At 46.7% G+C, this 25,274-nt stretch carries 22 protein-coding genes; 17 read left to right on the top strand and 5 right to left on the bottom strand.

Translation table 11 applies throughout. The annotated features are described in order from the left end of the window. Window positions 1-106 precede the first annotated feature (106 nt). The 4 genes from MHI38_RS03420 (at window position 107) to MHI38_RS03405 (ending at window position 4,471) form a co-directional block, all read left to right on the top strand. Entirely contained in the window at window positions 107-1,174 is a 1,068-nt protein-coding gene (locus MHI38_RS03420; RefSeq protein WP_154890370.1) for a LacI family DNA-binding transcriptional regulator, read from the top strand. A gap of 89 nt (window positions 1,175-1,263) precedes the next feature. After that, window positions 1,264-2,436: a Gfo/Idh/MocA family protein gene (locus tag MHI38_RS03415; RefSeq protein WP_154890369.1), complete on the top strand. Its 1,173-nt coding sequence runs from the start codon at window positions 1,264-1,266 to the stop codon at window positions 2,434-2,436. Between the two features lie 86 nt (window positions 2,437-2,522). Continuing rightward, a complete protein-coding gene (locus MHI38_RS03410) occupies window positions 2,523-3,251 on the top strand; it encodes a ThuA domain-containing protein (protein ID WP_154983454.1) in 729 nt (242 codons plus the stop codon). A 113-nt stretch (window positions 3,252-3,364) separates the two neighbouring features. Continuing rightward, on the top strand, window positions 3,365-4,471 hold the full coding sequence (locus MHI38_RS03405) for a Gfo/Idh/MocA family protein (RefSeq protein WP_341180965.1): 1,107 nt from the start codon (window positions 3,365-3,367) through the stop codon (window positions 4,469-4,471). A 173-nt stretch (window positions 4,472-4,644) separates the two neighbouring features. Here the strand turns inward: MHI38_RS03405 and MHI38_RS03400 are convergent, their stop codons facing one another. Both MHI38_RS03400 and MHI38_RS03395 read right to left on the bottom strand, forming a co-directional pair. Next, window positions 4,645-5,463, bottom strand: a complete 819-nt coding sequence (locus MHI38_RS03400; protein WP_154957289.1) for a radical SAM protein — start codon at window positions 5,461-5,463, stop codon at window positions 4,645-4,647. After that, a complete protein-coding gene (locus MHI38_RS03395; RefSeq protein ID WP_341181902.1) occupies window positions 5,460-6,044 on the bottom strand; it encodes a bifunctional transcriptional activator/DNA repair enzyme AdaA in 585 nt (194 codons plus the stop codon). Before MHI38_RS03395 ends, MHI38_RS03400 begins: the two co-directional genes overlap by 4 nt. A 505-nt stretch (window positions 6,045-6,549) precedes the next feature. Here MHI38_RS03395 and MHI38_RS03390 point away from each other — a divergent pair. From MHI38_RS03390 to MHI38_RS03380, 3 genes are read left to right on the top strand one after another with little or no spacing between them, the layout of a single operon-like run. After that, a complete protein-coding gene (locus MHI38_RS03390; protein ID WP_341180964.1) occupies window positions 6,550-7,530 on the top strand; it encodes a Gfo/Idh/MocA family protein in 981 nt (326 codons plus the stop codon). A 33-nt stretch (window positions 7,531-7,563) separates the two neighbouring features. After that, window positions 7,564-8,370, top strand: coding sequence for an SAM-dependent methyltransferase (locus tag MHI38_RS03385; RefSeq protein WP_341180963.1), 807 nt, complete (start codon window positions 7,564-7,566; stop codon window positions 8,368-8,370). 26 nt (window positions 8,371-8,396) lie between these two features. Beyond that, window positions 8,397-9,290, top strand: coding sequence for an NAD-dependent epimerase/dehydratase family protein (locus tag MHI38_RS03380; RefSeq protein WP_154890365.1), 894 nt, complete (start codon window positions 8,397-8,399; stop codon window positions 9,288-9,290). A 245-nt stretch (window positions 9,291-9,535) separates the two neighbouring features. On the opposite strand, the gene MHI38_RS03375 is transcribed toward MHI38_RS03380, so the two are convergent. After that, window positions 9,536-10,549 (bottom strand): LacI family DNA-binding transcriptional regulator, encoded by a 1,014-nt coding sequence (locus MHI38_RS03375; RefSeq protein ID WP_154890364.1) that lies wholly within the window; start codon window positions 10,547-10,549, stop codon window positions 9,536-9,538. A 465-nt stretch (window positions 10,550-11,014) separates the two neighbouring features. Between MHI38_RS03375 and MHI38_RS03370 the strand changes: the two genes are divergently transcribed. The 4 genes from MHI38_RS03370 (at window position 11,015) to MHI38_RS03355 (ending at window position 15,571) form a co-directional block, all read left to right on the top strand. Then, a complete protein-coding gene (locus MHI38_RS03370) occupies window positions 11,015-12,805 on the top strand; it encodes an L-fucose isomerase (protein WP_341180962.1) in 1,791 nt (596 codons plus the stop codon). 25 nt (window positions 12,806-12,830) lie between these two features. Further along, complete coding sequence (locus MHI38_RS03365) at window positions 12,831-14,351, top strand: rhamnulokinase (protein ID WP_341180961.1); 1,521 nt, start codon at window positions 12,831-12,833, stop codon at window positions 14,349-14,351. A 15-nt stretch (window positions 14,352-14,366) separates the two neighbouring features. Further along, window positions 14,367-15,029: a class II aldolase/adducin family protein gene (locus tag MHI38_RS03360; protein WP_341180960.1), complete on the top strand. Its 663-nt coding sequence runs from the start codon at window positions 14,367-14,369 to the stop codon at window positions 15,027-15,029. Window positions 15,030-15,214: 185 nt separating this feature from the next. Next, window positions 15,215-15,571, top strand: a complete 357-nt coding sequence (locus MHI38_RS03355; protein WP_154957284.1) for a hypothetical protein — start codon at window positions 15,215-15,217, stop codon at window positions 15,569-15,571. A gap of 160 nt (window positions 15,572-15,731) precedes the next feature. On the opposite strand, the gene MHI38_RS03350 is transcribed toward MHI38_RS03355, so the two are convergent. Next, on the bottom strand, window positions 15,732-16,358 hold the full coding sequence (locus MHI38_RS03350; RefSeq protein WP_341180959.1) for an FMN-dependent NADH-azoreductase: 627 nt from the start codon (window positions 16,356-16,358) through the stop codon (window positions 15,732-15,734). 349 nt (window positions 16,359-16,707) lie between these two features. Between MHI38_RS03350 and MHI38_RS03345 the strand changes: the two genes are divergently transcribed. The 6 genes from MHI38_RS03345 (at window position 16,708) to MHI38_RS03320 (ending at window position 23,554) form a co-directional block, all read left to right on the top strand. Then, window positions 16,708-17,646 (top strand): sugar-binding transcriptional regulator, encoded by a 939-nt coding sequence (locus MHI38_RS03345; RefSeq protein WP_090924853.1) that lies wholly within the window; start codon window positions 16,708-16,710, stop codon window positions 17,644-17,646. Between the two features lie 319 nt (window positions 17,647-17,965). Further along, on the top strand, window positions 17,966-18,613 hold the full coding sequence (gene deoC / locus MHI38_RS03340; protein ID WP_154958012.1) for a deoxyribose-phosphate aldolase: 648 nt from the start codon (window positions 17,966-17,968) through the stop codon (window positions 18,611-18,613). Window positions 18,614-18,822: 209 nt separating this feature from the next. Further along, window positions 18,823-20,013 (top strand): NupC/NupG family nucleoside CNT transporter, encoded by a 1,191-nt coding sequence (locus MHI38_RS03335; protein ID WP_090924846.1) that lies wholly within the window; start codon window positions 18,823-18,825, stop codon window positions 20,011-20,013. Window positions 20,014-20,049: 36 nt separating this feature from the next. After that, window positions 20,050-21,228 (top strand): phosphopentomutase, encoded by a 1,179-nt coding sequence (deoB, locus tag MHI38_RS03330; RefSeq protein ID WP_154890359.1) that lies wholly within the window; start codon window positions 20,050-20,052, stop codon window positions 21,226-21,228. Between the two features lie 106 nt (window positions 21,229-21,334). Next, window positions 21,335-22,042, top strand: a complete 708-nt coding sequence (gene deoD / locus MHI38_RS03325) for a purine-nucleoside phosphorylase (RefSeq protein WP_056691414.1) — start codon at window positions 21,335-21,337, stop codon at window positions 22,040-22,042. A gap of 210 nt (window positions 22,043-22,252) precedes the next feature. Then, a complete protein-coding gene (locus MHI38_RS03320) occupies window positions 22,253-23,554 on the top strand; it encodes a pyrimidine-nucleoside phosphorylase (protein WP_308721710.1) in 1,302 nt (433 codons plus the stop codon). Between the two features lie 653 nt (window positions 23,555-24,207). Here MHI38_RS03320 and MHI38_RS03315 read toward each other — a convergent pair. Next, entirely contained in the window at window positions 24,208-25,206 is a 999-nt protein-coding gene (locus MHI38_RS03315; RefSeq protein ID WP_341180958.1) for a TIGR03943 family putative permease subunit, read from the bottom strand. Between the last annotated feature and the right edge of the window lie 68 nt (window positions 25,207-25,274).

Genomic DNA, 25,274 nt, shown 5'->3' with positions numbered 1-25,274 from the left:
GACAACGATTACATAGCATGAGAAAATGTACGCGCGTACATAAATGAATGTTCTCGATCATTTTTTGATTTTTACGTGCACATTTCATCTGAAGGAGGTGACGGACATGGCTTCTCGCAGAGAAGTCGCTGAGCTTGCGGGGGTTTCCGAAGCGACGGTGTCCAGAGTTTTAAATGGTGTTGGACCCATCAGGGAAGAGACTCGCCGCAGGGTACTTGAAGCATCCGAGCGGCTAGGCTATGTACCGAGTGCACTTGCTCGTAGCTTCGCCAGAAGTAAGAGCGGCAATTTGGGCGTTGTGTTGCCATATGTTCCTAAGGCACATCTGTTTTCAGCCTATTTTTTCTCGGAAATGTTAAGTGGTATCGGAAGCAAAGCGAGAGATAACGGCCTTGATCTGCTGGTCATGTTTCAAACCGCAGGTGAGGTTATGAATTATACCGATTTGTTCCGTAGACAGAAAATTGATGCCTGTATCATTCTTGGTGCGAGACATGATCAGGATGAGCTGGCGGCCATGCAGCAACTGGATCGGGAAGGGCATCCGTTCTGCGTTATGAATCAGCATTTTGCGAATGAGTCATTCATGGAAGTGGATGCTGATCATGTAGAGGGAAGCAGGCTTGCTATACGTCATCTTACCGATCAGGGACATCGTAGAATCGCCTTTTTGAATGGACCCGACAGCTATTCGAACAGTCAGGATCGATTGGAGGGCGTGCGATTGGGGCTGCATGAAGCGGGCATGGAGCTGGATTCTAGTCTGTTATTTGAAGGCAACTACAGCAGGCGGAGTGGCATTGAGGCGTCAGCCTCTATAGCTGATCGTTTGCATGAGATTGATGCCGTGTTCGCAGCGAATGATCGGATGGCCATTGGTGTAATGCATGGCTTGCGGGAACGAGGAGTACGTACTCAGGATTTCCCGGCATTTGTTGGTTATGATGACTCGGATGCGGCCGAGATGGCTGTTCCCGCGCTGAGCAGCGTCAGGGTTCCCTTTTTCGAGATGGGGGAGCTTGCTGTGTCCAAGCTGATGCAAGGTACGAGTGGCATAGCTGATGCAAGAGATTCGAAAGGGTATCATTCTACAGTATCTTTTGACTCGTTACGAACCCTTTTACCCACAGAATTGATTATTCGTGCTTCTTCCAACCGTCATGTTGAAGAGTAGAGCCAAGCAGATCCGTTAGTTACCTTCTATGAAATGGTACTTTCATTCTATACCCATGTTTTTTCATTCTATTAAGGGAGGAAATGATTATGTCAAAACGTCTTCGTGTAGGAATGGTTGGATACAAATTTATGGGGAAGGCCCATAGTAATGCCTATCGCAGTCTGCCCATGTTTTTCCCATCTGCACCGCTACAGCCTGAAATGTCAGTCATATGCGGTCGAAATGAGCAGGGAGTTCAGGCGGCGGCAAACCAGTTTGGTTGGGCTGAGAGCGTCACGGATTGGCGTGAACTGGTCAAACGGGATGACATCGACCTCATTGACATCAATGCTCCAAGTGATGCTCATAAGGAAATTGCGCTGGAGGCAGCACGTCAAGGCAAGCACTTGTTCTGCGAAAAGCCACTCGCGCTTTCGCTAGCTGACTCCCGCGAGATGCTTCAGGCTGCAGAAGATGCAGGTATAACCCATATGGTCGGGTTTAACTATCGTTTCTCCCCAGCCGTGCAGCTTGCGAAGGATCTGATCGAAAGTGGACGGCTGGGCAAAATCTATCATTTCCGTGCGTTTTTCCTTCAGGACTGGATTCTGGACCCGAACTTCCCACTCGTTTGGCGTCTGCAAAAAGAAGTCGCAGGTTCCGGTTCACACGGTGATCTCGGTGCTCACTTAATTGACCTCGCTCGTTTCCTCGTTGGTGAATTCCAGGAGGTTATTGGCATGAGTGAAACGTTCATCAAAGAACGTCCGCTCGCTTCCGAGATGACGGGTCTTAGTGCCAAAGGCAGTTCAAGTGCAGATGCACCTAAAGGTGAAGTAACAGTGGATGACGCCACGTTGTTCTTGGCGAGATTCGCAGGTGGGGCGCTTGGCAGTTTCGAAGCGACTCGATTCGCTGCCGGACATCGTAGCACGAACTCTTTTGAGATTAACGGTAGCTTAGGCAGTGTGCGTTTTGACTTTGAACGTATGAACGAACTGGAAGTCTACTTCACGAAGGATGATGAAGATGTGCAGGGCTTCCGCCGCGTGCTGGCTACCGATCCTGCGCATAAATATGCCGAGGCTTGGTGGCCTGCGGGACATACGATTGGTTTTGAACACACATTCACACATGAAATGTTGGAACTTGTAACCGCTATTTCGGAAGGCCGTCAGCCGTCGCCAAACTTCCATGATGGAGTTGCCTGCCAAGCAGTACTTGAAGCCGTAGAACGTTCGGTAACGGAGCGTCGCTGGGTAACTCTTGAAGAGATGTAACGATGTGATAACGAGCTGTAGTCCGAGTCCGATTTTCAGATCCAAGGAAGCATCAAAAAAAATGTATCGAAAGCGAGGATCTAGCAATGAAAAAAGCACTGATTGTATGGGGCGGCTGGGATGGACATGAGCCGGAGCAAGTAGCAGCCATTTTTGAGCGTATCTTAAAAGAAGAGCAGTTCGAGGTCGAAGTATCTGACACCTTGGAGTCGTATGCGGACGCAGAGAAATTGCTCGGTCTGGATCTGATTGTGCCTCTATGGACGATGGGGCAGATTGAACAGGAGCTGGTGAATAACGTTTCGGCGGCTGTACAGAGCGGTGTGGGTCTTGCGGGTCTGCATGGAGGGATGTGTGACGCGTTCCGTAACAACGTAGACTGGCAGTTTATGACAGGCGGACAGTGGGTAGCTCATCCAGGTAACGACGGGGTCGAATATATGGTGAATATGAAGCGAGGCTCCAGCCCGCTTTTCGAACATATTGAAGATTTTCAGGTGAAAAGTGAGCAGTATTACTTGCACGTTGACCCGGCTGTGGAAGTGCTCGCAACCACCCGTTTCCCGATTGTATCCGGGCCTCACGCTGCCAATGGGCCTGTCGATATGCCAGTAGCATGGACGAAGCGCTGGGGTGCAGGACGGGTATTTTACAATTCACTAGGACACCATGCAGACATCGTAGATATGAAACCCGTAACCGAGATGATGCGCAGTGGTTTCCTCTGGACAGCCGCAGGTAAGGAGCTGGCGAAGAGTCGCAAAACGGATGCAACAACAGAGGTATACACAGGTATGGCAGACAACCAAACCTAATCTTCTATAGTTAATTATTCCAGTCAATCTGTAAGTTCGCAATTTCGTACTCACATGACATCCATAAGAGAACTTTAAACACATATCAGATCCACGGCGAAGGGAGCAAGGGCATGAAAACAATGAAAGTAGGTATTATCGGCTGTGGTAAGATCAGCGGCATCTATATGGAGAACTGCCATCGTTTCGAGGTGCTTGAGCTGGTTGCGGTCGCCGACCTGGATCGGAATCGGGCAGAGGAACAGGCTGCTGCATACAACGTTCCTAACGTATACACTGTGGACGAAATGTTTGCGAGTCCCGAGATCGAGTTGATCATCAATCTGACAATTCCTGCCGTGCATGCCGAAGTATGCATACGTGCGCTGGAATCGGGCAAACACGTATATGTCGAAAAACCACTCGCGGTTACCCGTGAAGAAGGGCAGGCTGTACTTGAAACAGCCAAACGCAAAGGCCTTCTTGTAGGCTGTGCACCTGAAACCTTCTTCGGTTCAGGCATCCAGACAGCACTACAGCTCGTAGAGGATGGTATCATCGGGAAGCCGGTAGCTGCAACAGCCTTTATGATGAGCCGGGGACATGAGTTCTGGCATCCTGATCCGGAATTCTATTATGCAAGCGGTGGAGGGCCGATGTTTGATATGGGGCCTTATTATCTGACCGCGCTTGTTCAATTGCTGGGGCCGATTAAGTCCATTGCGGGAATGACGGGTAAAGCGATGACAGAGCGAACGATTACGAGTGAGAAAAAGAGAGGCCAGATCATCCCCGTTGACATTCCAACCCATGTCACCGGTCTGCTCCAATTTGAGCAGGGAGCCATCGGTACGCTGATTACAAGCTTTGATGTATTTGGCGGAAGTGCATTGCCTCCGATTGAGATTTACGGAACGCATGGCACGTTGCAAGTCCCTGACCCGAACACTTTTGGCGGCCCAGTCCGTTATCGTTTGATGGGGGAACATGAATGGACAGAGGCTCCGCTTCTTCCAGGATACCAGCAAAATACGCGTGGCATCGGCGTGGCGGATATGGCGTATGCTGTTCAAAGTGGTCGCGCGCACCGAGCGAGCGGCGAGCTGGCCTACCACGTGCTTGAAGCCATGTGGGCGTTCCATGACTCTTCGGATGAGCAGACTTTTTACAAAATGCAGAGCACATGTCAACGTCCAGTGGCGTTGCCAGTGAACCTGCCACTATATACGTTGGATCAGTAAGAAGTGTATAACTTCTTTCACGTGTAAACAGAAATAAACGGCCTCTTTCCAAGAAAATGGGAAAGAGGCCGTTTTGTGTACGAAGAGTATCGTGTACCAAAAGTATTGTGTATCAAATGTACAATGCAAGATTACCGTTATTTTATCTGACATTTAGCAAAATGTATTTATAATCAAGGCTCAAATCCGGCCTGACTTATATAGATATCCTGTTCTGCAAAATGCGTCTGCATTCGCTCCACAACCGTTTGGTAAGCATCCGGCTGATACCAGTGCTGCATTCCGACCTCCTGATAGAGAGCCTCCATCCCAAGTCTCCGTGTGCGCTTGCCTTCGCTACCGTCACCCATAAAATAGTCATCAATGCACACGCGCTGAACAAGCGGCCTCAGTGTAGACGCAAACTGTTCACTGCTCGGCAATACAGGTGCAATAGCTGCTTGAGTCGGGACGCCAGCTTCCCGGAGTAGCTTAAGTGCGTGTAAGCGACCTGAAATAGGTGGCGCAGAGGGGGTAAAGTGCTTCCTGATATCGTCTTGATCTGTCTCCACGGTCATGCTCACTCGTACACGTTCACCAAGTTTCTGCAGGACATCAATATCACGAGTAACCAGCGGACTTCGGGTCTGCACCAAAATAAAATCCGGCGGTTCGATCAGCATCGTTTCCAGCAATGAACGTGTGATTTGTTCCTGAGCTTCGACGGGTTGATACGGGTCGGTGCTGGACGACATGAATATTGTTATTTTTCCTTTCTTACGGGCTCGCTGCAATTCTTTGGCGAGAATGCCGGAGGCTTCTTTTTTCACATCAACCCAGCTTCCCCAGTCTTCCTTACGAAATAAGTTGACAGGCATCTGTCGAACGTAACAGTATGAACATCCGAAGGTGCAACCGGTATAAGGATTCAAGGTATGGGTGTAACCATTCAGGAAGCCCGTGCCTTTGTTTAATAACGTTTTGGGCACCTTGTAAGCCAATTGAGCCTTCATGAGCTGTCATGCCTTTCTCTGTAATGTGCAGGAGTACATCCGGTGTGCTTACGAAAAACGGAAATGAAATAAGCCGGATTAGATATCCCTACTTGGCGTGCGATTTCGTTAACGGTTAAATGTGTATGTTCAAGAAGAGCTTGAGCTTCGCTGATACGTTTCGCTTGGATATATTGAACCGGGGTTTGACCTGTAATGCGTTTGAACACCCGATGCAGATGGTAAGGACTTCCATGGCTAGCAGCAGCAAGTACATCCAGCGTCAATGGTTCCGTGTAGTGCTTCGCTATATATTCCGTAACCCCGTAAATCCACTCTTGATCTGGCACCCGTTCCCCTGTAGGTTTACAGCGTTTGCAAGGTCTGAAGTTGTGAGCCAGCGCTTGTTCGGCATTTTGAAAAATTAGGACATTGTCCGATTTGGGAGCTCTCGATCTGCACGAGGGACGACAGAAAATACCGGTTGTTTGTACCGCGTAGAAAAACGTACCATCGTACGTGTGATCATTCTGGATTATTGCTTCCCAGTATTCATGGGGAATCCACGAAGGCAGGGTATTATGTTGCTCTGTAGGTTTCATCAGATTCACCTCTACTTTAATTATACCCTGCATGATCGAGAAATGACGAAGTTTCGGATTGAAATCGCAAGATATCAATATTGTAACTATATCAGTTGAATAACAGATATTTACCCGGAACACTGCGATGACAGAACAACCTGAAGAGTAGCGGTTATCCCCAGATTTTTTGAATTCCCTTTTACAAAGGGAAAATCCGGTGATAAGCGTATGCTTCCGATGCAGCTTTCTTGCAGAAAGCTTTTAGGCGAGCGCTTCGCTTTTCCAGGTTTTCTCTGTCCTCTCCGTGTCTGTGTAAATGAAAAGTTCAACTGATATAATGAAAACACATGGTATTGAATCTTTCTACGGAAGGAACGAGATTAGCTCTTTCTTCATTCCTGCTGAAATATACGCTACAATGTACAGGATAGGTTATGAAGCAGAGATCATCTTATTATCTAACCATTGAACAAATATCCAACAACAAATAACAAACAGTCATAGACGAAAGAGGTAGATAAACATGGTTCGATTCGGTGTAGTAGGTACCAACTGGATTACGGAAAGGCTGCTGGAATCTGCAGTTCAAGTGCAAGGCTTTCAGCTAACGGCGGTATATTCGCGAACAGAAGATAAGGCTAACGCATTTGCAGATCGGTATGAAGCAGCCTATCGTTTTACGGATTTGGAAGAAATGGCAGCTAGTGATGCGCTGGATGCAGTGTATATTGCCACGCCGAATACACTCCATGCACAACAAGCAGAGCTTTTTCTGAAAAATGGCAAGCATGTACTGTGTGAGAAACCTCTTGCGGCGAATGCGGCAGAAGTACACAGTATGATTGAGACAGCTCGCAAACATGAGGTGTTACTGATGGAAGCGATGAAGTCCACTCTCGTTCCAGTTTTTAAAAGTGTAGAGCAACATTTGCCTAAAATCGGCCCTGTTCGCAAGTACATAGCGGGTTATTCGCAGTATTCTTCACGTTATGACAAGTACAAGGAAGGTATTGTGTTAAATGCCTTTAAGCCTGAGCTCGCTAATGGGGCATTAATGGATCTGGGTGTATATTGTTTATATCCACTCATTACGTTATTCGGAGCACCAAACCAGGTTCAATCTCAAGCCATGATGCTGGAATCCGGCGTTGACGGGCAAGGCAGTGTGTTGCTGAATTATGATGGAATGGATGCGGTCGTAACGTACTCCAAAATCGCCAATTCACACGTACCTAGCGAAATTATGGGTGAGCGCGGAAGTATCATCATCGACAAGATTGGATCGCCGGAACATGCAGAAATTCGTTATAATGACGGTACGATTGAGGTACTGACGGTGGAACAGCCACATCCCGCGATGTATTATGAAGTGGAGGAGTTCGTGAATCTGGTGCAACAAGGGAAAATAGAATCCACTATGAATACGTACGAACGCTCCTATCAAACGATGAAGGTCATGGATCAGATCAGGCAACAGATTGGTCTTGTTTTCCCCAATGATTAAACGAGAGAGTTTATAAGAGAGGAAGCGAACGAGATGAGCCGAGAAGAGCAGAGGATCGTGAACGATCAGCAGAGCAGAGAAGAACGGGAACATTCAGAAGACATCATCAGAGACAGGAAACGCAGCAAACAGATGCATCAGCATGAAGAGAGCGGTCTGGAACTGTCCCAGATTGTTTTTATAGGAAGAACGTTTGAGGAATACATGCTTATGTTTGATCTGACCAGGGAGGAGCTTGCAGGCCAGAACATCCTGGATTGCCCTGGAGGCGCATGTTCCTTCAGTGGTCAGGCTCGGAAGCTTGGGGCTCATGCTGTAGCGTCAGATATCGTTTACCAGTACGGCATGAATGAACTAGGAACGAAGGGGTTTCAGGATATTGAACATACGATGAAACAGATCCAAGCTGTTCAAGGGATGTATGTCTGGGATCAATTCGGAACGATTGAAGGGTTGAGGCAAGAACGATTGCGCGCGATTACGGATTGTGTGGAAGATATGAGACAGCATCCTGAATGTTACGTAGCCACGGTATTGCCTGAGCTGCCTTTCAATGATGAACAGTTTGATTTGACCTTATCCGCACATTTCTTATTTACTTATGCAGATCGGTTGAATTTTGATTTTCATGTTCGAACGTTATTAGAGATGTTACGTGTCACAAAGCATGAAGTACGTATTTTTCCCACAGTAGATCTGTCAGGCAAGCGTTATGAATATATGGACGAACTGAAGATGTTTTTGGAAAATAAGGGCTATCTTCTATCTGAAGTTAGAACGTCATATGAATTTCAGCGTAATGCTCATACGATCCTTCGGATAAGAAAGCCTTCACTTTAGACAGATTAAGATTGGAGGGAAACGAGATGAAAAAGGTTCTTATTCTTGGAGGTACACGTTTCTTCGGTAAACGACTTGTGGATCATCTGATCTGGGAAGGGAAGTCAGAGATCACGATTGCGACTCGTGGACAGACGGAGGTCGATTTTGGAGCGGAAGTGAAGCGAATCCGGATGGATCGGGAAAACCCTCAGTCTGTAGCAGAGGTTGCACAGTCGGATGAGTGGGATATCGTCTACGATAATATCTGTTACTCTCCGAATGAAGCCAAGGCTGCATGTGAAGCATTTGCCGGACGTACTAAAAGATATGTGTTAACCTCTACACTTTCGGTGTATGGGGAACCAAGAGAAGGATTTGTGGAAACGGATTTTGATCCATATACGTATCCACTGCAGTATGGTAACAAGGAGGACTTTGCATACGGTGAAGGCAAACGGCTTGCCGAAGCTGTCTTTTTCCAAACGGCGTCCTTCCCGGTAGCGGCCATGCGTATCCCTATTGTACTTGGTATGGATGATTATACGAGACGGCTTCATTTTCATATCAAACATGTACAACAAGGAAAACCGATAGGCATGCCGAATCCCGCTGCCGAGATTGGGTTTATTAATTCAACGGAAGCGGCAAGGTTCCTTGCCTGGCTTGGTAATGTGTCGTTAACTGGACCTGTGAATGCCGCGTCCAAGGGGGCGATTACACTCGCATCGATGATGCAGTTAATCGAAACGGTGACGGGAATGCAGGCTCAGATTCTGAAGCAAACCGTGGACGAAGATATGTCGCCTTTCGGAGTGCAGCAGTCATGGACGATGGACACATCCAAAGCAGAGCATGCAGGGTATACGTTTGAAGCGCTTATGGACTGGTTTCCGGGTCTTGTGCGTGAGATCGCTCTTGCGCTACAGTCTGAACGATAATCACGCCAAGAGATGCACTTATCCGTTATAAGAGAGCCAATAGAGAGATACGCTTGTATTCAACTAAAAGTTTAAATTGATCATATTAAAAAACAGGATGACCAGAGTGAACTGCACCTCCAATTGTTGATAATGACTAACAATTGGGGTGCAGTTCATCTCGGGAACGTCCTGTTTTTTTGTCTTTTTTCTCGAACTTGGTCATCGGAGTAGACTGCGTAAACTCTAGTTAAATTTGTATAACATTAATTAGTAGGCGGAACAGAAGCGGATGTACGTATTCGCAGCTCGGAAGGTAAGATCATCGTTTCAGCGGCAGATGACAGCTTTCCTTCAATCCGGTCAATCAGCATCTGCATCCCTTGGTATCCGAATTCATAAGCAGGTTGTGCAATGACGGTCAGAAAAGGATCAAAGGCGGAAGCCAGATCAAGGTCATCGAAACAAACGACAGAGATATCCTCGGGTACTTTAAGTCCTCGTTTGCGGAGCAGACGGATCACTCCAATCGCCAGCATATTATTGGCTGCAAAAATAGCTGTAGGCTGCTGTGACCTGGAGAGCAAACGTTCCAATCCTTCATTATCACTAAAATCACGATAGCTTGTACGGAGTATAAGGGAAGGATCAGGTGTAATCCCTGCTTCCTGCAGTCCTTCGATATAACCATCCTCACGCAGTCTGGCAGTCGAAACTTCGGAAGACCCGTTGACCAGTGCAATGTGCTCGTGTCCAAGTTGAATAAGGTAACGTATGAGCTCTATTGCGCCTTCACGGCTGTCTCCGGCAATCACATCCGAAGTGATACCGGGCACGGTTCGATCCAGAAATACAAATGGAATGTTTCGAGCCTGCAACTGTTGCAGATGGGGGAGAGAGCGATCTCCTGCAGGTGCAAAGAGCACGCCATCTACCCGTGTCGACAGGATCGCCTCCACATACTCTTTTTCTTTTCGATAATCCTCGTCACTGTTACCAAATAAAACACGATAACCCCGAAGATGCGCAGCATCCTCGGCTCCACGGGCCAGCGTTGTATAGAAAGGGTTGGTAATGTCCGTAATTAGCAAAGACAACATATGAGTTCGCTGCAACACCAGACTTCGTGCATTGGAGTTAGGGATGTAGCCCAGTTCATTGATGACCTGCTGCACACGCTCACGTGTAGCCGTGCTGATGCGTCCTGTGCGATTAATGACTTTGGAGACAGTCATCGCAGAGACATTTGCTTTTTTGGCAATATCATAGATTGTAATCAAATGGAATCGAACCTTTCCACAGCATAGTCCTTTCATTTTAAAGGATAATGGTAATTGACAGCAACATAGGAGCGTGGTAAGTTAGGGTTACCGATAACCCAGAAAGACATTCTACGATCTTAACTCGTTTTTAAATTGCTGGATTAAGCACTATTTTAATCTGATTTAAGAAGTACAGTTAAGAAAAATCGTTCTATAGGTTATTTCTGAAAATGATCTTTATAAATTCATTTTTTGAGTCAACACAGCAACCGTTCTCGTTATTTTTCATGATAATTAATGAGAGTGGTTTATTTTTTTAGAGTTATGTAAACGCATTCAGAAAGTCAATGCGTGTGGTTATCGGCAAATGTCCACCAGGTAGTGTGATCTGATTTCTTTTTCTTTTGTCGCTCATCGTTCAGTCAGAATATTCTCAATTCCACATGCATTTAATGAAATGCACTAAAAGGAGGACGTTCTCGCATGACTCATCAGGATTATCGTTATCAACAGCCTTTTCCCAAGATTGGTATTCGTCCCACAATAGATGGCAGACGCAAGGGTGTGCGTGAGTCGTTGGAAGAGCAAACGATGCGTATGGCAACGTCTGTAGCTGAGCTGATCTCATCCGAGCTTCGTTATGCCGACGGTTCTCCAGTCGAATGCGTGGTCGCGGAGACCTGTATCGGCGGTGTAGCCGAAGCAGCGGCCGCAGCGACATTGTTCAGCCGTTCGAATGTGGGTGTAACGATTACCGTAACGCCTTGCTGGTGTTATGGTACGGAAACGATGGATATGTCACCATCTACTCCAACGGCAATTTGGGGTTTTAACGGCACAGAGCGGCCGGGAGCCGTATATTTGGCTGCCGTGCTATCTGCACATGCACAGAAGGGGATTCCTGCGTTCGGCATCTATGGTGAAGATGTGCAGGACGGCGGTGATACGACCATTCCAGATGATGTGCGTGACAAGCTGCTCCGGTTCAGCCGTGCTGGACTTGCGGCGGCCACAATGAAGGGACAGGCGTATTTGTCTATTGGCTCGGTGTCGATGGGGATTGCAGGTTCCATCGTGAATGATTCTTTTTTCCAGGAATATCTGGGCATGCGAAACGAATATGTGGATATGAGCGAATTGACACGGCGTATAGAAGAAGAAATCTATGATCCAGAGGAATACAAGCTGGCTCTGGCGTGGGTAAAGGAGAACTGTAGTGAAGGTCCGGATAACAACCCGGAGCATCTTCAGTCTGATCGAAAACGTAAAGACGATGAGTGGGAAACGGTTGTTAAAATGACGCAAATCGTACGTGATCTGATGGCAGGAAATCCGAAACTTGCTGCGCTTGGATATGAAGAAGAGGCCATGGGCCATCATGCCATTGTTTCGGGGTTTCAAGGCCAGAGGCAATGGACGGATCATGCCCCTAATGGAGATTTCCTGGAATCTATACTGAACTCCACGTTCGATTGGAATGGTAAACGTGCACCCTATCTTGTGGCAACGGAGAATGACAGTTTAAACGGTGTGTCGATGTTGTTTGGGTCTCTACTCACACATACGGCTCAAATTTTCGCAGACGTACGGACGTATTGGAGCCCTGATTCGGTGAAGCGTGTGACTGGTCATCAACTGGGAGGGCACGCTGCAGCGGGCATTTTACATTTGATCAACTCCGGTTCTGCTGCCCTCGATGGAACGGGGGAACAATCGAAAGATGGCAAGCCTGTTCTCAAACCTTTTTGGGATATCACGGATGAAGAGGTGCAGCATTGCCTGAAAGCGACCTCATGGAGACCGGCTTCCGTTGAGTATTTCCGTGGTGGAGGATACTCGGCTGACTTTTTGACCAAAGGCGGTATGCCTGTGACTATGACTCGTCTGAATCTTGTTAAGGGATTAGGACCCGTGCTACAGATTGCCCAAGGTTACACGGTGGATCTGCCGGAGCATGTTCATGACACGCTGGATCAGCGTACCGATCCCACATGGCCTTCGACCTGGTTTGCCCCAACTCTGACGGGTTCTGGAGCATTCACTTCGGTCTATGAGGTAATGAATCAGTGGGGAGCCAACCACGGTTCCATCTCGTACGGACATATCGGTGCAGATTTGATTACGTTAGCATCGATGTTACGCATCCCCGTAAATATGCACAATGTACCTGAGGCAGAAATTTTCCGTCCGCGTGCATGGGGATTGTTTGGCACAAGTGAGCCGGAGGGAGCAGATTATCGCGCTTGTCATGTATTTGGACCGTTGTATCGTTGAGACGCTGAATTAAGGAGGCTTTCTTATGAGTAATCAGGCTGCATATGTACTTGCTGCTGATTTCGGTGCTGGCAGCGGTCGAGTCATACGGGGCGCTCTAGATGGACGCAGACTGACGCTACATGAGGTGTATCGGTTTCCTAATGAGCCGGTTCAGCTTCGGGATGAATTGTACTGGGATTTCCTTCGTTTATTTTACGAGCTGAAACAAGGGATACGCAAAGGCGCTGAAGGTATGCCGGGACGGATAAAATCCATTGCTGTGGATACCTGGGGCGTGGATTACGGACTGATTGATGGTGCGGGAAGATTGCGCTGCAATCCCCGTCATTATCGTGATGCACGTCATGCGAAATCGATGAACGATGTGCTACAGATGGTCAATGAGCAAGAGCTATATGCGATGTCAGGTGTACTACCTCAGCAGATTAATACGATATTTCAGTTATACGGTGAACTTCAGGACAGTGGGATCAATTCTAAAGATAGTACAATGAATCCCGATGCTGATACACGTCTATTATTCCTGCCGGACTTGTTTAACTATTATCTGTCTGGCGAGCAAGCATGCGAGTATACGATAGCAAGCACCAGTGGGTTGTTGCATAGCGGGGAAGTGAAATGGAATGAACCATTAATGAGCCGCCTCGGCTTACCTGTTTCGTTATTTCCACGATTGGTTCACTCAGGGACTGTACTAGGCCATTTATCAGACGATCTGGTTAGAGAGCTACGCACCGGTCCCATGAAAGTTGTTTCCGTGGGATCACATGATACGGCTTCAGCACTGGCGGCGATCCCTGCGACTGAATCGAACTATGCATTTATTAGCTGTGGAACTTGGTCCCTTATGGGGGTGGAACGTGATTTTCCTGTGTTAAGTGTGCAGGCTCTGGAGCTTGGATTTACGAATGAAGGAACCGTGAATGGTAAGGTGAGAACGCTGAAAAATCGTTCAGGTCTGTGGTTGCTTCAGGAGTGTAAACGCCAGTGGGAACGGGAAAATCGATTCTACTCCCACGAAGAGTTAGTCCGGCTTGCTGTATCAGCAGGTGCACATCAATCGGTGGTATCGCCGGGAAATGATGTTTTTATGAGCCCAGGTGATATGCCTAAACGAATCAGGCAATATTGCGAGCGCACTTTCCAACGGGTTCCCGAATCCGTTGGAGCCATCGTTCGCTGTATATTGGAAAGTCTGGCACTGGAGTTCAGGCAGACGCTGGATGAGCTTGAACAGATTACAGGCGTAAGGCCTCCTGTGATTCATATGGTTGGCGGTGGTGTGCATAATCGCCTGCTATGCCAGTTTACGGCAAACGCTACGGGTGTTCCCGTAATTGCTGGACCCGTTGAGGCATCTTCTGCGGGCAATTGCCTGCTTCAGTATGTGGCTCTCGGTGAAGTAGGTGGTTTGTCCGAGATCCGTGACATTGTATCGGCCTCCTTCGATACGGAGATGTATACACCTCAAGATTCAGAGTGCTGGCGGGAAGCATATGGAAAGTACCAACAATTCAACGAACGGAAACAACACCAGCAATAAAGGAGTGGGAGAAACATGTCTGAACAGCAGATCAGAGAAGAACTAACCAAATATTCCCGTAAGGCAGTAACTCAAGGACTTGTTGTCGGGCCGGGAGGTAACATTAGTGCACGATCAGGCAATACGATGCTTTTATCTCCAAGCGGGTTCGCGCTAGAGGAACTGGAGCCGGATGAATGGATCGCGATTGATATGGGGACAGGAGAGACACAAGCAGGAGCCAGCCGTCCTTCGTCTGAAGTCCTCATGCATCTGTTCAGCTATCGTGCTAACCCGGATATTCAGGCTATTGTGCATACGCACCCGGCTTATACGATAGCCCTAAGTCTTGTTTTTGACCATCTTCCGCACCTGTTTCCGGATCAGTCCGCCCTGGTTGGAGATATCGGATTTGTGCCTTACGTACTGCCAACGACCAAGCTTCTCGCCGATGCTGTTGCTGCTAAGGTGACCGAACATTCTGCGCTTATTCTCGTCAATCACGGTCTGGTTACGACAGGCAAAAATCTGCGCGAAGCCTATTACCGTACACAAGTGGTAGAGGAAAGTGCCAAGGTGTATATGATTGCCAAGGCCGCAGGCGAACCTAAAATTTTGACTGACGCAGAATATAAAGAGATTCAATCCCTTGAGAGTGAAGCTTATCGAGTTCAGCTACTGCAGCAACTTAAATCTTGATCTGGTTTGATATTAAAACAGGATAGTTTCTGCAGTCGTAAGGGAAGAATTTCAAAGATATGAGATTCGTCAAAATATGACATGAGGATAAGCAAATGATTCCCTTTTTCTCGACAACTATTGCATTACCTGAAATACCGAGTATAATACTGGGTAAATAGAACGAAAAGGGGATGCAATAAACGATGAAAACATATGCTGAATTGAACTCTCTTCTTGTTGACGATTATCTGGATCTCCTGAACATTGCAAAACAACTTGGTGATGACGAATGGAAAGACGCTATTCTGCAAGCATTGAAGGAAGAAGTCGATGCGAACCATCACGTGGATTCTACCGAAGTACGGCAGGATCTTTGGAACCAGTTTGAAGACATCAACGAACAGATGCATGAATTGTTGCTACAATTAAAACAAGCCGAACATCCTGAAGAAAAAGAACAGATTATCGAGTTAATCTGGGGACTGAAAATAGACCGCCATGCGATTACTCGCAAGCTTGAAACGATGAGCCGTGCCAGTGCCGGGGTGCACAAAGGCTGAGCATTAATATAAGTTATACAACACTGTTATACAGTGCAGATTTACATGAAAAACCCGCATCAACCCTAGAATTATGCTCTAGGGCTGTGATGCGGGTTTTATTTATCATGGCGGATGATCGTTGGTCCTGATTACGGCTGTTTGGCTCGTTCTATCTTACTTAGAACTGCTTGGCAAAACGCTGCGCTTCTTCAATCCCTTTCTGTTTGATCTCCTCGGCACGATCTTTGAACTGGTTATGCCCTTCGACAAAGATACCATCCAGCTTCGGCACGCCCAGGAATGACATGATAATGCCCAAATAACGATGTCCCGATTCCATCTGAGCCGCAGGTCCTTCCGAGTAGATACCGCCGCGCGCTTGAATATGCAATGCTTTTTTATCCGTCAGAAGTCCTACCGGACCTTGCTCTGTATAACGAAACGTTTTGCCTGCTACACAGATAGAATCAATATATGCTTTAAGTACTGGCGGGAAGGAGAAGTTCCACAATGGTGAAACGAATACATATTTGTCTGCATTTGCGAACTGGTCAGATAGTTCATTTAGCCGATGCACTTTGGACTGTTCTTCAGAGGTCAGGTCGCCTCCACCTTGCAGTTTGCCCCATCCACTGAATACATCCGCATCGATATGTGGGATATTGGAACGGTACAGATCGAGATGAATGATTTCGTCTGAGGCATGACTTTCTTTGTACGCATCAATAAAAGCTTTGCCGGCAGCCATACTGAACGAGGTTTGATGATCATGCGGATGGGCAGTAATATACAATAAAGTAGACATAACTTGGTATCCTCACTTTCCAATGTGGGTTGATTTATGGGTCCATATATCTCAAGAAACAGCTCCAGTGACTGGAGTAGTATGGGGTGCGATGTTACTTTTTATTCGTCCGTTTGGGTAAAAGACCGGGTAAGTTGGTCATTGAGACAGCGAAGGTGATATGTAATTTGACTTTTGGCAAAATATAGTGATGGAAACTTTAATATATGTATAATATATAAGGACAAGTATTGTAGCGAAATGAACTTTATACGTACAAGTTCAGCCAGCTATATACCAGAAGTTGAGGCCAAACGTTATATTTTATTTTCCAACGATAATAAGATGAGTGAGATGAATGCACATGGGAATGGACTTGGAGAAACAGCGATTAAGCATTGAAGCGGCAAAATTGTATTATCAGTCCGATTACAGCCAGCAGGATATTGCCTCAAGACTGGGCGTATCACGCCCTACCGTGTCGAGGCTTCTTCAATATGCCAAAGACCGAGGGTACGTGCGCATTGAAATCATGGACCCGCTGGAGGATATTGATATTATCGGCGGGGAACTGAAAGCCAAATACAACCTGGAGACGGCACTGGTATGTTTTGCACCCTTGAAGAGTGATGAGGAGATTCAGAAGCATATAAGCAAGAGAGCTGCGGACTATTTGCAGGACACCGTGCAGGATGCGGACATTATCGGTGTGACATGGGGAACAACAATGCATGCCGTCGCACGTCAACTCAGACCCAAGCAGGTGAAAGGCGTAGAAGTGGTACAGCTCAAAGGGGGCGTAAGTCACTCCCATATAAACACCTATGCCGCGGATATTGTTCATCTGTTTGCCGAAGCGTTTCATACGGTTCCCAGGTATCTGCCGCTTCCGGTGATCTTCGATAATATTGAAGTGAAAAAAATGGTCGAGGCAGACCGTCACATTGGACGCATTGTTGAGCTGGGAAGACAGGCGAACATCGCCATATTTACGGTAGGAACCGTGAAAGAGGACGCACTTCTGTTCAAGCTGGGATATTTTAACGAACAAGAACAGGAGCTTCTGATGAAGTCTGGTGCAGGTGATATTTGTTCACGTTTTTTTGATGCGGAAGGGCACTTGATCAGTGAGGAGATTAACAGCAGAACGGTCGGGATTGATTTGGCTGAATTAAGAAACAAGGAGAAATCCATTCTCGTGGCTGGGGGCGGGCGCAAAATTGAAGCGATTCATGCGGCTCTGAAAGGCCAGTATGCCAACATTTTGGTTACGGATCAATACACAGCGCAGGCATTGCTTCGTTTATAGGAAAGCTAATAGATGGGTTACCCAACCCATATGGCTGCTATTCTTGTCACCTGCACAACTTCAACTTCATATTAAGTTCAACAGTGACAACATCTGCCATGACATCCGGGCGGATGTTTTACTATGTAAGGCGGAAAATAAACACGGAACAAGTAAAATTTCCTCATGGCGTAACACAAAGTTCACTTTTCGATCCACAAATGATAAATGAACGAATGTTCAAGTTGATTTTTACATATGTTCATGATAGTGTAAGGATATAAGTTCACCAGTTCAGATAAGGGAGAGATTTCAATTGACTACACCACAATTAGCCAAAATGATCGACCACACGCTGCTTCGTGCAGACGCAACTCGTAACGAGCTTACCAAGCTGACAGAAGAAGCGAAGCAGTACCAATTTGCATCGGTATGTGTGAATCCGGGCTGGGTATCTTACGCTGCAGAGCAACTTCAAGGCACTGGCGTAGATATCTGTACAGTTATTGGTTTCCCTCTGGGGGCGTCAACTTCGGAAACAAAGGCATTTGAAACGAAAGATGCTATTGCTAAAGGGGCAACAGAAGTTGATATGGTCATCAATATTAGCGCACTGAAAGACGGCAAAGATGATGTTGTAGAGCAGGACATTCGTGCTGTTGTCGAAGCTGCAGCAGGTACATTGGTGAAAGTAATTATTGAAACTTGTCTGTTGACAGATGATGAAAAAGTACGTGCGTGTCAAGCGGCTGTCAGAGCCGGAGCAGATTTTGTGAAAACATCAACTGGTTTCTCCACAGGCGGGGCAACTCCGGAAGATATCGCACTGATGCGTCGTACCGTTGGTCCAGACGTAGGCGTTAAAGCTTCTGGCGGCGTACGCAGTCTAGAAGATATGCAGAAAATGATTGAAGCAGGGGCTACTCGAATCGGAGCAAGCTCTGGCGTGAAAATCATGCAAGGCGGCCAGTCCACTTCTTCTTACTAAAATGAGTTATTCTCCTGAACTCTGCCTGAGATACATGACAGGGTTCAGGGCCATTTTTCACTTGAACATGAAACGTAATATATCCTGTTGTTTGTAAGCGCTTTATAAAATTTCTGAAATCATATGTTATGAAATGACACAAAATAAGATTCAGTAACCCTTTGAGCAGTTTATACAACGGGATTAACGACCTTCAAAGGAGAGATCACATGAAATACCTTATTGCCATCCTTGGCTTACTCGTTGTTTTTGGACTGGCTTATATCGCCAGTAACGGAAAGAAACAGATTCGATACCGACCGCTTGCGGTAATGATTGTTTTACAGATTATACTGGCTTACGCTTTGCTGAATACGGAAGTGGGAACATGGCTGATTGGCGGATTTTCCACCGTATTTAAGAACTTGCTTGATTATGCAGCCGAAGGGATCACCTTTGTTTTCGGCGGTTTGATCAACATTGGAGCAGAAGGCGGGAGCGGTCCGTTTTTCCTGACTGTGCTAATGCCGATTGTGGTCATCTCTGCCTTAATTGGTATCCTGCAGTATATCCGAATCTTACCTTTTGTTATAAAATATATTGGTCTGGTATTAAGCAAAGTCAACGGAATGGGCAAACTGGAATCATATAACGCGGTTGCTTCTGCCATTTTGGGGCAATCTGAAGTTTTTATCTCGGTGAAAAAACAAATCGGGCTACTGCCGAAACATCGGCTGTACACCCTCTGTGCATCAGCAATGTCCACGGTATCGATGTCCATTGTCGGCGCCTATATGACAATGATTGAACCGAAATATGTAGTGACAGCGCTTGTGCTTAACCTTTTCGGCGGTTTTATCATTGCTTCCATCGTCAATCCGTATCGGGTTACGGCGGAAGAAGATATATTGGAAGTGCGGGAAGAAGAGAAACAATCGTTCTTCGAGATGCTGGGAGAATACATTCTGGACGGATTCAAAGTAGCAATTGTCGTAGCGGCGATGCTGATCGGTTTTGTCGCCCTGATTGCCTTGATTAACGGAATATTTAGCGCTGTAATCGGTATTTCGTTCCAGGAACTGCTTGGGTATGTGTTTGCACCTTTTGCCTTTGTTATGGGTGTCCCTTGGAAAGAAGCGATTCAGGCAGGCAGTATCATGGCTACCAAAATGGTGTCCAACGAATTTGTTGCGATGCTGAGTTTGAGCGAGCAAACGGCATTGTCTGCCAGAACAACAGGAATCGTATCCGTCTTCCTCGTATCCTTCGCCAACTTCTCCTCCATCGGTATTATTGCCGGCGCGGTGAAGGGACTTCATGAGAAACAGGGCAATGTGGTGGCCCGCTTCGGTCTGAAGCTGCTTTACGGTGCATCGCTGGTCAGCGTGCTGTCTGCGATCATCACTGGACTGTTTTTGTAATTCGGATTATTGGAAGCTGGAAGGAGTGCTTAACTTATGTCAACATTCAAAAGAGTACATCTGATCGTTATGGATTCTGTAGGAATCGGCGAAGCGCCGGATGCAGCAGAATTCGATGACTTTAACGTCGATACGTTGGGTCACATTGCACGTGAACGTGGTGGTCTGAATATGCCGAATATGGCAAGTCTTGGACTTTCCAACATTGAACCAATCCAAGGTATCCCTGTCGCGGATAAACCTAAAGCGTATTACACCAAAATGCAGGAAGCTTCCCGAGGCAAAGACACGATGACAGGTCACTGGGAGATCATGGGGTTATACATTGATACACCTTTCCGTGTGTTCGAGAATGGCTTCCCGGATGAGTTAATTCAGCGCATTGAAGAGAAAACGGGCCGTAAGGTCATTGGTAATAAACCAGCCAGCGGCACGGAGATTTTGGATGAACTGGGTGCGGAACATGTGGAAACAGGCGCGCTGATCGTATACACCTCAGCTGACTCTGTCCTGCAAATTGCAGCGCATGAAGACGTTGTACCTTTGAAAGAACTGTATGAGATCTGTGAGTTCTGTCGTGAAATCACGCTTGAAGATCCGTACATGCTCGGTCGTATTATTGCCCGTCCATTCGTTGGTGAAGCGGGGAATTGGAAACGTACGGCGAACCGTCATGACTACGCGCTCAAACCATTTGGACGCACGGTGATGAATGAATTGAAAGATGGCGGTCTGGATGTGATTGCTTTGGGTAAAATCTCTGACATTTATGACGGTGAAGGCGTAACGAAAGCTGTTCGTACTGTGTCCAATATGGATGGGATGGACAAGTTGTCTGAGACGCTGGACGAAGAGTTCACTGGACTCAGCTTCCTGAACCTGGTTGATTTTGATGCATTATACGGTCACCGCCGTGATCCACAAGGTTATGCGCAAGCCCTTGAAGATTATGATGCACGTTTACCTGAGATTTTTGCGAAAATGACAAACGATGATCTGCTGTTGATTACAGCTGACCATGGTAACGATCCAACCTACCGCGGCACAGATCATACGCGTGAATATGTACCACTGCTGGCTTACTCCCCGCGTTTCAGCGAGGGTAAAAAGCTTGAACTGCGTAGCACGTTTGCCGATCTTGGTGCAACCGTGGCAGATAACTTTGGTGTGAAATTACCGGAGTATGGAAAAAGCTTCTTGAATGAGTTGAAGTAAATTGCGTTCAGACGCGGATGTAATAACTTGAAACCAACAAGACTCACATCAAGAACTCAAGGTTATCTATCGTAACAAAGATCATCTATATCGGAGGAGATTACACATGAGTACACATATCGGAGCAAAACCAGGAGATATCGCAGAAACGATCCTTTTGCCAGGAGATCCGCTACGCGCCAAATACATTGCTGACACGTATCTGGAAGACGTTGTTTGTTACAACGAAGTTCGTGGCATGCTCGGTTTCACAGGTACATATCAAGGTCACCGGATTTCGGTGCAAGGTTCAGGTATGGGGATTCCATCCTTTGCAATCTATGCGAACGAGCTTATTAGCGAATATGGCGTAAAAAACTTGATTCGTGTAGGTACTTGCGGAGGAATGCAGGAACATGTACGTGTACGTGATGTGATCCTTGCTCAAGCAGCTTGTACCGATTCCAGCATGAACAAACATGTTTTCGGTGGATACGACTTCTCACCAATTGCAACGTTCTCGTTGTTGAAAGAAGCCTATGACCGTGCCACTGCGAAAGGCATGAAAATCCACGTAGGTAACGTATTTAGCTCCGATTCCTTCTATCGCGATGACCGTTCCGTGACAGAGAAATTGATGAAACACGGTGTGCTTGGTGTGGAGATGGAAACAACAGCGCTTTACACGATTGCCGCGAAATTTGGCGTGAACGCTTTGACAATCCTGACCGTAAGTGATCACTTGCTGACAGGCGAAGAAACATCAGCTGAAGAGCGTCAAAAAACATTTAACGACATGATGGTTGTGGCGTTGGATACAGCAATTACACTGTAAAAATATCGAAACTGGTGTTGAGCATGGAGTGGAGGAACCGGAATCGATTCTGGAGAAGCGAAGCGTGCGCCTTTGTCTCCGAATTTTAACTATGGAAATGGTGATCAGAGAAATTTGGAGACAACAGCGCTCGTAAGAACGATCCGGGTCCGGAACGGCCCCGCTCAACACGTGTTCTAGACAATCCATTTTACAAAAGGAGAGATCATCATGAGAATGGTAGACATTATTGCTAAAAAACGTGACGGAAAAGAACTGACCACAGAAGAGATCGATTTCGTCGTTCAAGGATATACGCAAGGAGAAATCCCGGATTATCAGGTCAGCGCATGGGCGATGGCTGTATTTTTCAAGGATATGACGGATAAGGAACGTGCCGATCTAACGATGTCGATGGTAAACTCCGGCGAAACGATCGATCTTTCGGCTATTGAAGGTATTAAAGTTGACAAGCACTCCACTGGAGGCGTGGGAGACACGACGACACTGGTACTTGCGCCACTCGTTGCTGCACTGGATGTACCTGTTGCGAAGATGTCTGGTCGTGGTCTGGGACACACGGGCGGTACTACGGACAAGCTGGAATCCGTTGCTGGGTTCCACGTTGAGCTGGAAAAAGAAGAGTTTATTCGTCTCGTCAACGAACACAAAGTAGCGGTTATCGGTCAAAGTGGCAACCTGACACCTGCGGACAAAAAGCTGTACGCACTTCGTGACGTAACGGCAACGGTAAACTCGATTCCATTGATTGCTAGCTCTATCATGAGCAAAAAAATCGCAGCAGGTGCAGATGCGATCGTACTGGACGTAAAAACAGGCGCAGGTGCGTTTATGAAAACAACAGAAGAGGCTAAAGAGTTGGCACACGCCATGGTTAGCATTGGTAACAATGTAGGACGTAAAACAATGGCGGTTATCTCCGATATGTCCCAGCCACTGGGTCTTGCCATCGGGAACGCTCTGGAAGTGAAAGAAGCGATTCTTACACTGCAAGGTAAAGGTCCGAAAGATCTGGAAGAACTGTGCCTGGCACTGGGACGTCAGATGGTATATCTTGCAGGTAAAGCAGATTCACTGGAGCAGGCGGAAGAGAAACTCAAAGAAGTCATCCAGAACGGTAAAGCACTGGAGAAATTTAAACATTTCTTGGCCAATCAAGGCGGCGATGCTTCTGTGGTCGATCACCCAGAGCGCTTGCCACAAGCACAATATCTAATCGAAGTTCCAGCAGATCGTGACGGGTATGTAGCTGGAATCGTTGCAGATGAGATCGGAACGGCTGCGATGTTGCTTGGTGCAGGTCGTGCAACGAAAGAGTCCGAGATCGATCTGGCGGTTGGTTTGATGCTGAACAAAAAAGTTGGTGATTCAGTGAAAGCCGGTGAATCTCTGGTAACCATTCATGCGAATCGTGAAGATGTCGATGCCGTGATTGCGAAAATCAAGGAAAACATCACCATTGCAGATCATGCCGATGCACCTGTATTGGTTCATGATATCGTAACGGAGTAAAAGGATAAATAAGGTAGACTAGCGGGATAGATAAGCAGGGTAACGATGCACTCATGACTTACCTGCTGATGGCAGTCCGCTAGACTGCCACAAAACTGTCGTGAGATCCCTTACTGGCAGACACTTGTAAACATACAGGCGAACATAATATATGAAAGACGACGGAGCAGGTATTAATCTGCCCGTCTTTTTTTGTTAGGAGACGACGTGCACGTAAACTCGAATACACGGCTGAGTACATAATACGACAAACCTCAGTCCAATGTTCTGGTTCTCAATAAACCGTGAAAGTGCTACTTTGGCGCTCTTCGTTAGTTTAAATTGTCATGATCATCATGATTATCATCAGCTCGGCTACTAACTTGTGTGCAAATGGAGCGTCTAAAACGATCCAATGAGATTAATTTTCTAACGATCACAAGGAACGCTATTTGAGCTATTTCCCGCGTTTAAATATTCTAACGATCACAGGAAACCTTATTTTAGAATTTTGATGTGAAAAAGGGCATTTTTCTTGTGTTTTCAGCAAAATAAGCTCTCAGGTGATCGTTAGAAATAGAAGTGTGCTGGCGATCTTTTCGTAAAGTGCTCCACTTCAACTCAATGATGCTCTACTTTCTCTCACTCACTTACTTACTTACTTACTTACTTACTTACTTACTTACGATCTTATCATATGCCTTAACGGAATCGGCATTGGTGTAAATATAAGGAGAAGCTGGCTGATTAATCGGTGTTACGGACGTTGCCTGAATTTCCATCGTATCTTTACCGTTGACTTGCGCGGAGCCAATGGTACCACGGATCTGTACCCAACTGTCCTTCTCAAACTTGTTGGCATCCGGAATATGAATCATCACGCCGAAAGGAGCCGCATCTGCCGGGCAACACATCACGAGAAAACGTCCTAATGCAAAATGAGATGTATGCTCCATGTTATCGTCCCGGTAAACAAAGCCGGTCAGCATAATCTCTTTGCCTGTGAATTGGCGCTGGAACATATCGATGGTGCCGAGGGTTTCCGAGAATATCTCTGGATACACCTGGATGACAGGTTGTACGTATAACTTTTCTGCCAGCTCCGCGAATTCCCGGCTGTATTCATCCGGTGGTACAAACTGCACACTGGCAGGTAATTCGGATAACTTGTCATTTTGCTGCTTTATACCTTGCGTGACCGTATAATCCTGCACGTTCAACTTAGCAGACGCGTCTGGCAGTGGGTCTTTACGCCTTATTTCAGGTGGAGTATACGTCAGAGACATTCCTTTCTGACTTGCCATCGAACTGCCTAAAGCTTGATCCGGTAGTAGAAAACCGAGCAATAGCGGCAAAGCAATTAGACCGTAGACCATAAAACTGCGAATCAGGCCGGAAGGTGGAGCATGCTCACAATCGCAATCGAATTCATTTCGACCCCAAAAAGCATGCCATGCCATAATAACAGCAATAAACAGGAGAGGAACTGCACAACCGAGAAGTAGCGTTTGCATCGTGGGAGCCAGATAATAATGCAGGGAATTGCTCGATTTGAGGTGCATAATATACACAGCCAGACTGCCAATCCAGCCTGCTCGAATGAGCGTATGCCACTGAATGACGATCCTTTTCGTAAAAAAGTTCTTGTTCATCGCATGATTAGCGTGAGCCATGACTTGCACTCCTTTCTTGTATGAATCTCATCTATGGATCATTTCAAATGAGGAGATACCACCCGGTA

Origin of the sequence: Paenibacillus sp. FSL K6-1558, assembly GCF_038002565.1 — a bacterium.
GTDB classification, from domain to species: domain Bacteria; phylum Bacillota; class Bacilli; order Paenibacillales; family Paenibacillaceae; genus Paenibacillus; species Paenibacillus polysaccharolyticus.
The sequence above is the reverse complement of the archived record's forward strand: the minus strand, read 5'-3'. Positions and strand labels throughout refer to the sequence as shown.

Coding starts and splice junctions, on each gene's coding strand:
- deoD (WP_056691414.1), top strand. CDS start 21,335: ATGAGTACACATATCGGAGCAAAACCAGGAGATATCGCAGAAACGATC.
- MHI38_RS03420 (WP_154890370.1), top strand. CDS start 107: ATGGCTTCTCGCAGAGAAGTCGCTGAGCTTGCGGGGGTTTCCGAAGCG.
- MHI38_RS03360 (WP_341180960.1), top strand. CDS start 14,367: ATGTCTGAACAGCAGATCAGAGAAGAACTAACCAAATATTCCCGTAAG.
- MHI38_RS03395 (WP_341181902.1), bottom strand. CDS start 6,044: ATGAAACCTACAGAGCAACATAATACCCTGCCTTCGTGGATTCCCCAT.
- MHI38_RS03385 (WP_341180963.1), top strand. CDS start 7,564: ATGAGCCGAGAAGAGCAGAGGATCGTGAACGATCAGCAGAGCAGAGAA.
- MHI38_RS03380 (WP_154890365.1), top strand. CDS start 8,397: ATGAAAAAGGTTCTTATTCTTGGAGGTACACGTTTCTTCGGTAAACGA.
- MHI38_RS03350 (WP_341180959.1), bottom strand. CDS start 16,358: ATGTCTACTTTATTGTATATTACTGCCCATCCGCATGATCATCAAACC.
- MHI38_RS03415 (WP_154890369.1), top strand. CDS start 1,264: ATGTCAAAACGTCTTCGTGTAGGAATGGTTGGATACAAATTTATGGGG.
- MHI38_RS03405 (WP_341180965.1), top strand. CDS start 3,365: ATGAAAACAATGAAAGTAGGTATTATCGGCTGTGGTAAGATCAGCGGC.
- MHI38_RS03345 (WP_090924853.1), top strand. CDS start 16,708: ATGGACTTGGAGAAACAGCGATTAAGCATTGAAGCGGCAAAATTGTAT.
- MHI38_RS03320 (WP_308721710.1), top strand. CDS start 22,253: ATGAGAATGGTAGACATTATTGCTAAAAAACGTGACGGAAAAGAACTG.
- MHI38_RS03370 (WP_341180962.1), top strand. CDS start 11,015: ATGACTCATCAGGATTATCGTTATCAACAGCCTTTTCCCAAGATTGGT.
- MHI38_RS03365 (WP_341180961.1), top strand. CDS start 12,831: ATGAGTAATCAGGCTGCATATGTACTTGCTGCTGATTTCGGTGCTGGC.
- MHI38_RS03390 (WP_341180964.1), top strand. CDS start 6,550: ATGGTTCGATTCGGTGTAGTAGGTACCAACTGGATTACGGAAAGGCTG.
- MHI38_RS03335 (WP_090924846.1), top strand. CDS start 18,823: ATGAAATACCTTATTGCCATCCTTGGCTTACTCGTTGTTTTTGGACTG.
- deoB (WP_154890359.1), top strand. CDS start 20,050: ATGTCAACATTCAAAAGAGTACATCTGATCGTTATGGATTCTGTAGGA.
- MHI38_RS03355 (WP_154957284.1), top strand. CDS start 15,215: ATGAAAACATATGCTGAATTGAACTCTCTTCTTGTTGACGATTATCTG.
- MHI38_RS03315 (WP_341180958.1), bottom strand. CDS start 25,206: ATGGCTCACGCTAATCATGCGATGAACAAGAACTTTTTTACGAAAAGG.
- MHI38_RS03410 (WP_154983454.1), top strand. CDS start 2,523: ATGAAAAAAGCACTGATTGTATGGGGCGGCTGGGATGGACATGAGCCG.
- MHI38_RS03400 (WP_154957289.1), bottom strand. CDS start 5,463: ATGAAGGCTCAATTGGCTTACAAGGTGCCCAAAACGTTATTAAACAAA.
- deoC (WP_154958012.1), top strand. CDS start 17,966: ATGATCGACCACACGCTGCTTCGTGCAGACGCAACTCGTAACGAGCTT.